Genomic DNA, 12306 nt, shown 5'->3' with positions numbered 1-12306 from the left:
CAGGCGAGTTCTCGTAAAATGAAAGATTGCGTACAGAAATTCTGGATTACCACCGGCCTAGACGCCTTCCTAAGTTTATCCGCAGAGAGGATTCCCGCCGCATGTCTTCACCGACTCGACGACAATTTCTTCAAACGACCGCCGCCGCCGCAACGGTTGCCGCGACTCCGCTGTTTCTTCACGCCGAAAACAAGTCGGGCTCGGCCCCGCTGCGGGTCGGCTCGGGGGAATTCGTCTACGAATGCCATCACTACTGGGGCGAACTGCCGAGCAGCATCCAGTGGGGCGCGACGCACGACGTGGCGATCGACAAAAGCGGCCTCATTTATATTACGCACCAGAACGGCGGTCCCAACGTGATGGACGCGATCGTGGCGTTTGATACCGACGGCAAATACGTTCGCTCGTTCGGCAAAGAATTCCACGGCGGCGGTCATGGTCTCGACCTGCGTGCCGAAAACGGCCAAGAGTTCCTCTATCTGAGCGACGTCAAGAATCACCAGATCGCCAAGCTCGATCTGAACGGCGAAATCGTGTGGAAGAAGGGTTTCCCGACGGAATCGGGCAAGTATGACAACCCCGGCAAGTACACGCCGACCAACATCGCGCTGGCGGCCGACGGCGGTTTTTATGTCGGCGACGGGTATGGTTCGAACTACGTCCACCAGTATGACGCCGACGCCAACTGGGTCCGCAGCTTTGGCGGTCGCGGAAGTCAGCCGGGGCAATTGAATTGCCCGCACGGGTTGTACGTCGATACGCGTCCGGGTCGCGAGCCGTCGCTTTGCGTGACCGATCGCGCCAACAATCGCCTGCAATACTTCACGCTCGATGGCGAGCACATCAGCTACGTCGACAACCTGGTCTACCCGTCGTCGCTCGACGTGCAGGGAGAAGTGCTGCTGGTCGGCGAACTCGATTCGCGTCTGACGCTGCTCGACAAAGACAACAACGTCATCACCTATCTGGACGACGACGCCGAGTGGCGCAGCGCGGTCAACGCCAATGGTCGCCGCGTTCGTTCGCAGCGCGACAAATGGGTTGACGGCAAATTCGTTCACCCGCACGGCGCGACCTTCGACGCGGCCGGCAACATTTACCTGGCCGAATGGGTCGTCGGCGGGCGGGTCTCGCTGCTGAAGAAGGTGGGCTAAGAGCCGCTTTTCAATATCGAACGTCGCAAACGGCGCCAACTTCGGTTGGCGCCGTTTTTTTGTTGTTCGGCACTATTTGTAAGGGTGGGTGAAGCAAGCGGAAAGGAGCGTCGATTCTCGAACAATTCGCCACGCTTACGCAACCCACCTTGCGACGTGCGATGCCGAAGGTGGGTTGCGCAAGCGAATAACCTCGTTAACCTTGGCGACGCTTTCGCGCTTGCTCCACCCACCCTACGATTGATTGCGCGTGCGATCCTCATTCTTCCGCCGGCACAATCGTTACAACCCGGCTAAGCGGAAATCTATCAAGTTTTCTCCATTCTTCACCGACTTTCGGCGGCGAATTGACCTACGTTTCTGATGGCGGTCAGTTTGGCCGCCGGCGCTCGCTGGTGGGCGTCCCTTTTCTGAGTCGATTCCTTTTCCGAGACGCGCTTCGCATGCTTCGAGTACGTAAAGTACGACCTGCTGATCGTCGCGGCGCGACGATTGTCGAAACCGCCTTCGTGTTGCCGGTATTTTTCCTGTTCGTATTCGCGATCATGGAATTCGGCCACGCGACGATGGTCTCGAATGTGCTGAAGAACTCCTGCCGAAACGCGGCTCGCTGGGGAGCGGCCAGCGGTGCGACCACCGACGAGGTCGCCGACTACGCTCGCAATCAAATGAAGTCGGCGGTCAATCTGGACGCCGTGACGCTACAGATCAAAGACGCCAGCTTTTTCGATGACGGCGGCGTTCTGCCCGCCGATTCCGATGAATGGGCCGCTCTGCCTGACATCGAACTCTCTGAAGCCGAAACGCGGCAGATGTTTCTGGTCCGCGCTACCGTCCGTTATGGCGACGTAACGATCTTTCCCCAGCCTTGGCTGGCGGATGTAGTCCTGGGCGGTCAGGCGATCACCCGGCACGAATAGCTCGATCGCTTACGTCGTCACGAACACCGCACTCGCAGAGGAGAGCCCTCATGGTACGCAAACGTCGAAAACCCCCGGAAAACCGCCGCGGAACGGCGACCGTCGAATTCGCCGTGATGGCCCCGCTCTTCTTTCTGATGCTGATCGGACTGTTGCAGGGAGGTCGGCTATTCGACTCTCAAGCGGTGATGACGCAAGCCGCCCGCGACGGCGCTCGTCTCGGCTCGATGGATCGTTCGGAATGGCTATCGCAAGGGATCGCGTCGAACGACAAGGTCAAGCAAGACGTTCAAAATACGCTGACGGCCGCTGGATTCGATCCGGATAAGATCGACGTGTTTATTGAGTTTCCCGACCAGCCAGGCGCCGAATTCGATCTGGATGATCCGGCCAACGATTTGCAATTGTTTGAACTGCGAATTGAAGTGCCGCTCACTCCGTTGGTTCCTTCCGATACCGACGCCGACAACCCATTGAAAATGGTCAGCAAGGTCGTATTTCGCAACGCCAAGAGCACGATCGTGCAGTAATCGCTTGTTGTTGCCGACACGTCCTTTTTCATAAGCCAACTGGGGGAAATATCATGACGCCGCGTTTCGCATCTGACGAGAGCCGCCGCCGAACGCCTCGCAAAGGGGTGTTCGTTGTGTTGGCCGCTATCGTGTTGGTCGTTCTCTTCGCCTTCATTTCGTTCGGGATCGACACGGGGCTGATTTCGCTCGAACAGGCCCGGATGCAAAACGGCGTAGACGCCGCAGCCCTGGCCGCGTCGCAAGAGATTACGGCGGCCGTCGCCGACGCGGGCGAAAATGGGAACGACCCCAATTCGATTTCCATCACGCACGCCAAGCAAATGGCGGTCGACGTCGCTGCGGCGAACGGCGTTTACCTGAACGCCGATCGCGACATCGTCTTCGGTAAGCGAACTTACGACGCAAGTTCCGGCGAGTGGACGTACGCTTGGAACGCTGCACCATACAACGTGGTGAAGGTCGAAGCGCATCGCGATCAGACTGACCTGACGGCTCCGGACGGTCGCGTGCCGCTGGCGTTTGGTTGGGCGGTCGGCGTGCCGTCGGTGCCGCTTGTGACGAAGGCCACCGCCTTCGTCGAAGCCCGGGACCTGGTGGTCGTGCTCGACTTCTCCGGTTCGATGAACGACGACAGCCAGTTCCGGGCAATCGATCGCCTGGGCGAGCCGGCGATTACGGAAAACCTGCGTGAGATCTTCACTTCGATGAATCCGAACGTCGGCGGCTTTCCGGTCGAACCGGAGTACCTGACCATTGTTGGCGCGGCGCCGACGATCGGTTGCATGCCGCAGATCAAGGTCACGTTCAAAGGGACCGAGATCTACGCCGAGTCGACGAAGGACCTATCCAACGTCGTCTTGGAGTTTGACGACGGCTACCGCTACAAATTCGATGACCTGCACCAGGGAACGACGGGGACCTTCGCTGGCGTCGGCAGCTACAGCGGCCGCGTGATTACCAAGTGCTGGGTGAAGTCGGGCTGTAATGAAGCCAGCGACGGCAGCGGATACGGCGAGCTGTTTGCGGATACCAACGCCGCCGTGAAAACGGCGTTCCAGGTGAACAATGTGCCGTATCCTTATGCGTCGGGCAGTTGGGACGAATACATCAACTATTGCCGCCACGACGCGGACGTCATCAAAGCCGGTTATCGCAACAAGTACGGGGGAATTACGCTGGCCAATTTCTGGCTGGCGAAAAAGTACAACTCGTGGCAAACGGCTGATCTCTGGAAGGCGCCTCACTATCCGTTCCATGCGGTGAAGAACGGCTTTTCGCTTTTCCTGACGTTCCTGGATGATCTTGATTTCGGCGACGAGGTCGGGATCGTCTCGTACGACGAAAACTCGCGCGTCGAACATACGCTCAACGAGCATGGCGTTTACGCGACGCTCGGCGGCGACAATATCAGCGACGACTATGCGACGCTCGACCTGATCCAACATCACAAGCAAGCGGGCCACTATGGTTCGTACACGGGGATGGGGCATGGCGTCAGCGAGGCGAAGCAGTTGCTCGCGGGCCAATCGCGGGACGGAGCGCGCCCGACCATGTTAGTCATGACCGACGGCCTGGCGAATCGTTATCCCAGTAACTGGACGTTGCCGTACGACTGGGATTGGGCTGATTACGCCGACACGGACGGCGACGGCGTCGCCGACTATTCGACCAGCGACCGATCGAAACAGTACGCCTTCTACGAAGCGGTCCAGGCCCGCAAGAACGGCGTGACGATTCATACCATGAGCGTCGGCCTCGACGCCGATCGAGCTTTGATGTCGGCGATCGCCAACGCCGGCGGCGGAATTCACATCGAAGTTCCCGGCGGATCGACCGTCGCCGAGATGCAAGAACAATTGCTAGACGCGTTCGGAAAGATTGCGGCCAAGGTTCCGCCGCCGCAATTGGTTTACGAACTTGAGACGAACTAGCGTGAGACGTGTCCTGCCGGATGGTCGGCGGCGACTTCGGTCGTCGCCGGCCATCCTCCCTGGAGACCGGCAGAAAAGAGAAAGAAGCGAAGTCTTGTTGCGTGTGTTGCCCGTTGCCGGCAAAGGCCGCCCTGTCCTGAGGGCGGCCTTTGTCTTTCTTGCCCCGCGCCGACGGTGAAATTGTCGCGGCCAGCGGCTAAACTGGGACCAACGGCTCACCGATTCGCTTCCCGCCTTGATTGACGCTTATGTTCCCTCGTACCGCCAGTTTGATCGCGCTCTGTTGTTTCGCTTCGCTCCTCTCGGCCGGCGAGTACAACCCGGTCAAGAACATCGGCGACAAAGCGCCCGAGTGGAAAGAACTCCCCGGCGTCGACGGCAAGAAGCACTCGCTCGCTGATCTCGCCGCGAAGGAAGTGATCGTCGTTGCATTCACGTGCAACACGTGTCCCTACGCCGTCGACTACGAAGATCGCTTGAACAAACTAGCGGCGAAGTACGCCGCGGCTGACAGCCCAGTCGCCGTCGTTTCGATCAACTGCAATTTGACCGCCGACGATTCGCTCGACGCGATGAAAGAACGCGCGGAAGAGAAAAAGTTTGCGTTCGCCTATCTGACCGACGCTTCGCAAGAGAGCGGCAAGCAATTTGGGGCGACGCGGACGCCGGAGTTCTTCGTGCTGAACAAAAAACGCGAGATCGTCTACATGGGCGCGCTCGACGATTCGACCGACACCGACAAGGCGAAGACCAATTACGTGCAACTGGCGATCGACGCGGCGCTTCAGGGCCAGCGTCCGGAGAAAACCGAGACGATCGCGATCGGTTGCAATATTCGGTACAAACGTTCGCGACGATAGTCGTCGCGGGCCAGCTCAATTTCCTCCCCCCCCTACCCTGCACTTTGGAGTTTCCCCATGCGGATTCTTTGTTCGCTCCTTTGCCTGTTGGCGCTCGCCGCGCCGGGACTCGCGGAAGAGGCCAAACTGAAAGCGCTGATCCTCGACGGGCAAAACAATCATGGCGTCTGGCCGAAGACGACGCAGATGATGAAAGCCGATCTGATCGCGACGGGACTCTTTACCGTTGATGTGGCGACGACCGAGCCGAAATCGACGGAAGGCTACGCGCCGGAGTTTAAGAACTACGACGTCGTCATCAGCAACTACAACGGTCAGGCCTGGCCGAAAGGGACGCAAGAAGCGTTTGTCGACTACGTGAAGAACGGCGGCGGTTTCGTCGTCGTGCACGCCGCGAACAACGCCTTCGGCGATTGGCCCGAATACAATCGGATCATCGGCCTCGGCGGTTGGGGCGGACGCAACGAGAAGTCCGGCCCCTACGTCTACTTCGACAAAGAGGAAAAGCTGGTCCGCAATACCGACGCCGGCGGCGGCGGCCATCATGGCGCACAGCATCCGTTTCAGATCGTGGTGCGCGACGCCGAGCACCCGATCACCAAGGGAATGCCCAAGGCTTGGATGCACACGCAGGACGAACTTTACGATCTGCTCCGCGGCCCCGGCGAGAACATGCACATCCTGGCGACCGCTTACGCCGATCCAGGCAAAGGAGGAAGCGGCCGGCACGAACCGATGCTGATGACGATCGACTACGGCGACGGACGAATCTTCCACACGCCGATGGGGCACGGCGACTATTCGATGGAGTGCGTCGGCTTCATTACGACCCTCTGCCGCGGCGCCGAATGGGCCGCCACCGGCAAGGTGACGCAGCCGGTTCCGGTCGACTTCCCAGCCCCCAATGAGGAGAGTAAACGTTCGTCAAAATAGGGGGAATCAAAAGCAAGCTTATACTGCCTGTGACGGGTGTCGATCTTTTCGACTCCCGTTTTTTTGTGTCCAAAGCTCCTCCGAACGGGGTAATTCCCGCAAAAGTTCTGATTGGTTGAGTTTTTTGCCTATCTGATTTCGAGAAGAGTCACAATAATCGGCGCGAATCTGCCTTTTCTATGTTCATCTCATATCCCGTAGGCTCGTTTATGGAAAAAAGAAACGCTTTTACGCTTGTGGAGCTGTTGGTTGTGATCGCAATCATTGGCGTCCTCATTGCTTTGTTGCTTCCGGCAGTCCAGCAGGCCCGCGAAGCGGCTCGGCGCATGTCATGCACCAACAACATCAAACAGCTTGTGCTTGCGCTGCATAACTACGAGTCCTCGTTCAAGGTCTTCCCGACCGGACGCGTAGGGTGCGACGGCGCTTGCAGCCCGACCAACGGCCCCGGCACCAGCGGCTTCGTGTTACTGCTGCCGCAGCTGGAACAACAGAATCTATACGATCAGTTCGCTCCCTATGGACCGGGCAGTGCGTATCCCGCGAACCTCTCGACGACCGTCCTGTCGCAGCGTCCCGACGCTTTCGTCTGCCCCAGCTCGATCATGCCGGAAACGGTCAACCTGAGCGGCAAAGATTGGGCGACCTCCAGCTATGCGTTTTGCTCGGGTCACTACGGTCCAGACCAAGGGATCGGCTCGAAAGTGAAGTGGGAAAACAGCGGCATGTTCATCTATCGCGACTCGAAGAAAATTGCCGACGCGACCGACGGCTTGACGAACGTCTTCGTCATCGGTGAGGTCGTCGACGGCGATGACCAGCGGGGCCGCAATCGCTGGGCGACCGCCGGTCGCTTGGAAGATTCGCTCCGTTCGACTCGTAACCCGGTCAACACGTACCCGGGCCTAGGCGAAACGACCAGCCCCTACGGCATTCCGCTGAACGCCGCGTTCGCCAGCCGTCATCCGGGCGGCGCCAACTTCGGCTTTGGCGACGGTTCGGTCTCCTTCATTGCCGAAACGATCAACCTGACCGTCTATCGCAATCTCGGTCGTCGCGACTCGGGCGTGCCCAAGTCGTACTAAGGCGGAAAGGGAAACGATCCATGTTGCGAATGACTATGTGGTCCGCGATCGCGCTGGCTGCGATTGCGGCGATCGGCTGCGGCGGTAGAACCGAAAAGATCGTCCCCGTCTCGGGGACGGTATTCGTCGATGGAGAACCGATGAAAGCGGGCGTGGATGGCTTTATCACGCTCGCCCCTCCCAGCGGTCGCCCGGCGATCGGCAAGATCGACGGCAGTACCGGCCGCTTTACGTTAACGACGTACGAAGAAGGGGATGGCGCGGTCGTCGGCACGCATGAAGTGAGCGTGACGGTCAATGCGATCGGACGCGGCGGCAATCCGGCTTCGCTGATCCCCGAGAAATACCAGGATCTGTCGACCTCTGGCCTGACGGCCAAAGTCGACGGTCCGACCGATTCGCTGAAGATCGAATTGGAAGGCCCGCTCAAGACGAACGTGAAATCGTACGATCCGCGAGCGCTGGGGGATGACCCTGGTTTCTAAACGAAATGGTTAGCCCCGATAGCTGCGGCTATCGGGGCCGACATCGTCGGCAGGAAGCATCGAGCCGCGGTACGCGGTTTTTCGGCGGTTCACTAGATCAATCGACTTTGCCGATCTCCACTAGCGTCGACCGGGCTTTGATGCTTCTGACGGCTACGCCGCCCCGACAGCGGAGCTGTCGCGGCTAACCAATGACGGTTACTTCAACGACGTGCTCAACTGCTGGAACTTCGGCTTCCACTTGGCGCCGCCGAGGTCGGGGTAGAGCGTTTGCAGGTAGAGGAGCAGTTTGCCTGCTTCTTCTTTTTCGCCAAGAGCGATTTGCAGCCGGGCCGTTTCGTATTTGGCCTGGTACCAGCGATCGGATTGCGGTTGGCTCATGCGAGACCCGATCAGGCGCCAGATGCCGAGCGCTTCGCGCTGCTCGGCGGCGGTTCCGTCGGTAGCGAGAAGTTCGGCCAGGGCGACTTGCAACTGCACATCCTTTGGCCGAGCCGCCACGACGCCGCGCATTTCGGTGAGGGCCGAGTTTCGATCGCCAGAGGCGGCGAGCGCTTCGGCTTCGAACTTTTGCAGTCGCGCTTGTTGGGTCGGCGAAAGTTGAGCCGCGCGCGGTTTGAGTTGTTGGATCGCTTGCAGCTCGAGCTGCGCAAGTTTCTGTTTGGCGTCGCCGCCGGCGGTTTGGCTGATCTGCTGGAGCGCGGCGATCATCTGATACAGCTTCTCCGGCTCGCCGCCGCTCACTTCGGACAAGGCCGCCGCGGCGCCTTGTTGATCTCCGCCGCCGGCCAGCGCGACGACCAGCAGCGATTGCATCCGGCTGCGCCAATCGGCGGGAGCGTCGGGATCGGCTTGCAACGCCAGACGAATCGTCGTTTGCGCCGTCGGATAGCCGTCAGGCGTGTAGAAGAGAAGCAATTCGGCGAGCGATTCGGCCGCGGTACGTCGCGCTTCGATCGACGGAGAGGTGAGTGCGTAGCTTTCTAAAAACTTGCGCGCCTTCGCGACGTCACGCGGCAAGACTTCTCCGGCGGCGCCCCCTTTCGCGTACTGATCGCGCACGGCGGTCGCCGCCAGGATCGCCGCATCGGCCGCTTGGGCGAAGTCGGGTGGAATCGGCAACAGCGTATCGAACGCATCTCGCGGCTCGCCGGCGGCCAATTGATATTGGGCGAGCCAGATTCGCGCCGTGTACGACGCGGCGCCGGTCGGCCAATGAATCAATTGTTCCCGCAGTTGATCGACGTACGTTTTGCCGTCGATGCTCGGATCTGCTCGCATCGCGAGCGACTGGTAGTAGGCGGCGGTCAGATGCGTTTCGTCGGCGCCTTCCTGCGACGGAAAGAGATTGGCCAGCTGTCGGAGGCGCTTCGACGCGTCGCCGTAGCGTTGTAGTTTCGCCAGGACGGCGGCCGAAGTTTGCCGCAGCTGAAACTCGCGGGCCGAATCCTTTTCTTCTGCGGCGGCCGCGGCCGCACGATCGTAGGTGGCGATTGCGTCTTCGTATTGTTCGCGGCGATAGTAGCCGTCGGCGGTTCGTTGCAAGAGATCGATATCTTTGGTGCCGGCCGACTGGGCGTTTTGCGTCAGCAGCAGTTCGGCGCGACGCGACCAGTAGGGGCCGTACAATTGTTCGAGATCGCGGATGACCGCCGACGCTTGCGTTTGCCACCTCTGCGCGGTGGCGTCGCCGTTTTTGGCCGCCGCTTGCCAGAGGGCGATGTAGGTCTGGAAGTAGGCGAAGTCGAGCTCCGGCGAAGTGACCCCTTGCAGGGTCCGTCCTTGCGAGATCAACTTCTGGGCGACGTCGAGTTGCCCCGCGTCGATTGCTAACAGGATTTGTTCCGCCTTCGCTTTCAGCAGCACTTCGGCCGGCGGAGAATCGGCGGCGAGCGCCGTAATGGCGCCGTCCGCATCGGCATAGCGTTCCAACAGTCGTAGCATTCGAATCTGGGCCAAGCGACTCGGCCAGGTAATCGGCGACTTGTCGCCGAGCTTTGTCAGGGGATCGAGCGTCTGCAGCGCGAGCAACAGCGAGTTCTGCCGATCGAGACTTTCCGGCGGATAGGTGAGGGCCTGATTCTCGAGCGCGCGGGCCAGTTCAAACTGCAAGTTGCGCGACAGACCGGTCAGCTCTTCGGCCGATAGCCCCGGCGTGCCGCGCTGCATTTCGGCGGCGATGCCAAGCCGTTTCGCTTCGGCGATCAGCCCTTCCAACTGAGCGATCGATTTACGGAGAAGCAACTGCGTTTGCTCGACCGGCTCGGCGCCAGGGGCGCCAAGTTCCGACTCTTGCCGAATCTGTTCGGCGTGGGTGAGGTTCGCCAGCGCGGCTTGCGCTTCGACCAGCACTTGCCGCGGATCGCCGCCGAACTGCCGCGCGAATTCAGCCGGCACGCGCTGCGCGGCGTCCCACCAACGGTTTCGCTCGCCGGTCGGCGAATTGAGAGCATGGGCCGCGAAGGTACGGATCAACTCGCCTGCCAGAACGGCCCGCTCGGCCGGATCTTGATTGGGCGCGACTAACTGCTCGGCGGCGTACTTTTCCGCCAACTCATAAAGTTGCCGTTGTCTCAGACCGGTGATCAATCGCACGTTGGCCGAATCGTCCGCCAAAGTAGCGCCAGCGCAGAACAGCAGCGCCAGGCAAACGAAAAGGCGAATTATCCGAAGTTGCAGCATGACGATCGGTTAGCTTTTCGCGTCGACGGCGAATTGAATGTCTTGAAAGTTGAGTTCGCGAGCCAGGTCGTAGATGTCGATCACGTCTCCCACGCCGACCGTGCCGTCGGCGTCGATCACCAGCGGCACGTCGTTTTTGATCGTGGCCAGCACTTGCATCAGCTGACGGACTTCGGGGAGCTTGTAGCGCGGTTGATCGTTCACCTTCCAGACCAGGCGATCGTTTTCCATCGTCAGGCGAACCACCACTTGCTCGAAGTCGGCCATCTCCGGCGGCGGCTGGACGTTGGCGCCGGTCCCCATCGGCGGCGTGATCGTGCTGGGGAGCGAATACTCGACTACTTGGAAACTGGCGGTCCAAAGGAAGAAGACCAGCAGCAGAAAGACGACGTCGATCATCGGCGTCATCGCGATCTGCAAACTTTGGCGGTCCATGTAAGGAGAAACGCGGCGCATCAGCGAGCATCCTCCTTCCGGATCACGGCGAAGTTGACGTTCCAGACGCCGGCCTCGGCGGCGGCCAGCATGATCGGTTTGACGTATTCATACGGCACGTTGCGATCGCAGCGGATGCGGACTTCCAAGTCGTCGCCTGACTGGCCGCGCTGAAACTCCAGCCGCTTGCCGATCTCTTCCAGCGTTACCGCTTTGCCGGCGAGCAAGATTTTTCCATCGCGCTCGACGTTAACCACCACCCGCGGACTTTGATCGTCGACGATCTCGGTTCCCGTTTCGGCGGTCGGCAGCGGCAGCGGCAACTGGCTTTCCTGCTTCGCCAAATGGCTCGAGACGAGAAAGAAGATGATCAACAGGAACACGACGTCGATCATCGGCGTCATGTTGAAATCGAATTGTCCTGGCCGCAGGTTGGCGTGGATCTTCATCCGCTACGTTCTCCCCGGAGCGGCGGCGGCCGCCTGACGACGGCGACGTTTGAGCGGAGTGAAGACCTGCTGCGCTTCGTACGCGCATTCGGCGACCAGTTCGTCGACCCAGTTGCGGAAGACGGCGAAGGCGCCAAGCGATGGAATCGCGACGAGAAGCCCGCCCACCGTGGTGACGAGCGCTTGATAAATCCCTTCCGCCAGGTCGGCAGCGCCGGCGGCGCCTTGCGTGCTGGCGACCTGCTGGAAGGCGAAGATCATCCCGGTTACCGTGCCGAGGAGCCCGACCATCGGCGCGATGTTGCCGATCACCGAGAGATACTCGATCTTGCGGAAGAGCCGCGCCGATTGCTCGGCGACCGAGTCCTCGAGCGCCTTCTCGACGCCGCTCCAGCCGCTGTCGAGTTCGGCGATGCCGCTGAGCAGGACGAAGGTGAGGAAGCTGGGATGGGCGTGGCAAACTTTCTCCGCCTCTTTCACGTTGCCGGCGACCAGCAGATCGCGCACTTCGTCCGCGACTCCGGGCGGGGAAAGCTCTTTGTGGCGAATCGCCATCGCATGTTCGAACACCAGGTAGGCCGCGGTGAGCGACAGCGCAAGGAGCAACAGCATGATCAAGTTGCCGACGATCCCGCCCGAGAGGAGGATGTCGATAAAGCCGGTCCCTTGCGGCGGCGCGGCCGGCGCCGTTTCGACTGGCGTAGTGCCAGCCGGCGCTGCGGCGTCTTGCGCCATCAGCAAGTTGGCGGCCGACGGCTGCTGCGTGGTGAACCAGTAGCCGCCGCCGATCAGCATCAGCGCGAGGGACCAGATCATAATACGGGTCAAGTTCGCCAAGT

General features: G+C 60.4%; 12 protein-coding genes. 8 read left to right on the top strand and 4 right to left on the bottom strand.

Going from position 1 to position 12306, the window contains the following annotated elements:
- The first annotated feature begins 101 nt into the window (after positions 1–101).
- From LOC68_RS13805 to LOC68_RS13770, 8 genes are all read left to right on the top strand, one after another.
- Positions 102–1154 carry a twin-arginine translocation signal domain-containing protein gene (locus LOC68_RS13805; protein WP_230219578.1) on the top strand — a complete coding sequence of 351 codons (1053 nt, stop codon included), beginning with the start codon at positions 102–104 and terminating at the stop codon, positions 1152–1154.
- A gap of 443 nt (positions 1155–1597) precedes the next feature.
- On the top strand, positions 1598–2074 hold the full coding sequence (locus LOC68_RS13800) for a TadE/TadG family type IV pilus assembly protein (RefSeq protein WP_230219576.1): 477 nt from the start codon (positions 1598–1600) through the stop codon (positions 2072–2074).
- A 50-nt stretch (positions 2075–2124) separates the two neighbouring features.
- Positions 2125–2604: a TadE/TadG family type IV pilus assembly protein gene (locus tag LOC68_RS13795; protein ID WP_230219574.1), complete on the top strand. Its 480-nt coding sequence runs from the start codon at positions 2125–2127 to the stop codon at positions 2602–2604.
- Between the two features lie 53 nt (positions 2605–2657).
- On the top strand, positions 2658–4538 hold the full coding sequence (locus LOC68_RS13790) for a pilus assembly protein TadG-related protein (protein ID WP_230219572.1): 1881 nt from the start codon (positions 2658–2660) through the stop codon (positions 4536–4538).
- 248 nt (positions 4539–4786) lie between these two features.
- Positions 4787–5398, top strand: a complete 612-nt coding sequence (locus LOC68_RS13785; RefSeq protein WP_230219565.1) for a thioredoxin family protein — start codon at positions 4787–4789, stop codon at positions 5396–5398.
- Between the two features lie 57 nt (positions 5399–5455).
- Complete coding sequence (locus LOC68_RS13780; protein ID WP_230219563.1) at positions 5456–6331, top strand: ThuA domain-containing protein; 876 nt, start codon at positions 5456–5458, stop codon at positions 6329–6331.
- 179 nt (positions 6332–6510) lie between these two features.
- A complete protein-coding gene (locus LOC68_RS13775) occupies positions 6511–7416 on the top strand; it encodes a DUF1559 family PulG-like putative transporter (RefSeq protein ID WP_390623364.1) in 906 nt (301 codons plus the stop codon).
- A gap of 20 nt (positions 7417–7436) precedes the next feature.
- Entirely contained in the window at positions 7437–7901 is a 465-nt protein-coding gene (locus LOC68_RS13770; RefSeq protein WP_230219559.1) for a hypothetical protein, read from the top strand.
- 198 nt (positions 7902–8099) lie between these two features.
- Here the strand turns inward: LOC68_RS13770 and LOC68_RS13765 are convergent, their stop codons facing one another.
- The 4 genes from LOC68_RS13765 to LOC68_RS13750 are packed head-to-tail and all read right to left on the bottom strand — an operon-like array spanning position 8100 to position 12304.
- Positions 8100–10583: a hypothetical protein gene (locus tag LOC68_RS13765; protein ID WP_230219557.1), complete on the bottom strand. Its 2484-nt coding sequence runs from the start codon at positions 10581–10583 to the stop codon at positions 8100–8102.
- A 9-nt stretch (positions 10584–10592) separates the two neighbouring features.
- Positions 10593–11039 (bottom strand): biopolymer transporter ExbD, encoded by a 447-nt coding sequence (locus LOC68_RS13760; RefSeq protein WP_230219555.1) that lies wholly within the window; start codon positions 11037–11039, stop codon positions 10593–10595.
- Entirely contained in the window at positions 11039–11467 is a 429-nt protein-coding gene (locus LOC68_RS13755; RefSeq protein ID WP_230219547.1) for an ExbD/TolR family protein, read from the bottom strand. The genes LOC68_RS13760 and LOC68_RS13755 overlap by 1 nt, the downstream gene beginning before the upstream one ends.
- Before the next feature lie 3 nt (positions 11468–11470).
- Complete coding sequence (locus LOC68_RS13750) at positions 11471–12304, bottom strand: MotA/TolQ/ExbB proton channel family protein (protein WP_230219545.1); 834 nt, start codon at positions 12302–12304, stop codon at positions 11471–11473.
- Positions 12305–12306: the final 2 nt, after the last annotated feature.

The organism is Blastopirellula sediminis, assembly GCF_020966755.1.
GTDB classification, from domain to species: Bacteria; Planctomycetota; Planctomycetia; order Pirellulales; family Pirellulaceae; genus Blastopirellula; species Blastopirellula sediminis.
Note: the sequence above shows the minus strand (reverse complement) of the source record. Positions and strands in the feature narration are given on the sequence as shown.

Coding starts and splice junctions, on each gene's coding strand:
- LOC68_RS13805 (WP_230219578.1), top strand. CDS start 102: ATGTCTTCACCGACTCGACGACAATTTCTTCAAACGACCGCCGCCGCC.
- LOC68_RS13800 (WP_230219576.1), top strand. CDS start 1,598: ATGCTTCGAGTACGTAAAGTACGACCTGCTGATCGTCGCGGCGCGACG.
- LOC68_RS13795 (WP_230219574.1), top strand. CDS start 2,125: ATGGTACGCAAACGTCGAAAACCCCCGGAAAACCGCCGCGGAACGGCG.
- LOC68_RS13790 (WP_230219572.1), top strand. CDS start 2,658: ATGACGCCGCGTTTCGCATCTGACGAGAGCCGCCGCCGAACGCCTCGC.
- LOC68_RS13785 (WP_230219565.1), top strand. CDS start 4,787: ATGTTCCCTCGTACCGCCAGTTTGATCGCGCTCTGTTGTTTCGCTTCG.
- LOC68_RS13780 (WP_230219563.1), top strand. CDS start 5,456: ATGCGGATTCTTTGTTCGCTCCTTTGCCTGTTGGCGCTCGCCGCGCCG.
- LOC68_RS13775 (WP_390623364.1), top strand. CDS start 6,511: ATGTTCATCTCATATCCCGTAGGCTCGTTTATGGAAAAAAGAAACGCT.
- LOC68_RS13770 (WP_230219559.1), top strand. CDS start 7,437: ATGTTGCGAATGACTATGTGGTCCGCGATCGCGCTGGCTGCGATTGCG.
- LOC68_RS13765 (WP_230219557.1), bottom strand. CDS start 10,583: ATGCTGCAACTTCGGATAATTCGCCTTTTCGTTTGCCTGGCGCTGCTG.
- LOC68_RS13760 (WP_230219555.1), bottom strand. CDS start 11,039: ATGCGCCGCGTTTCTCCTTACATGGACCGCCAAAGTTTGCAGATCGCG.
- LOC68_RS13755 (WP_230219547.1), bottom strand. CDS start 11,467: ATGAAGATCCACGCCAACCTGCGGCCAGGACAATTCGATTTCAACATG.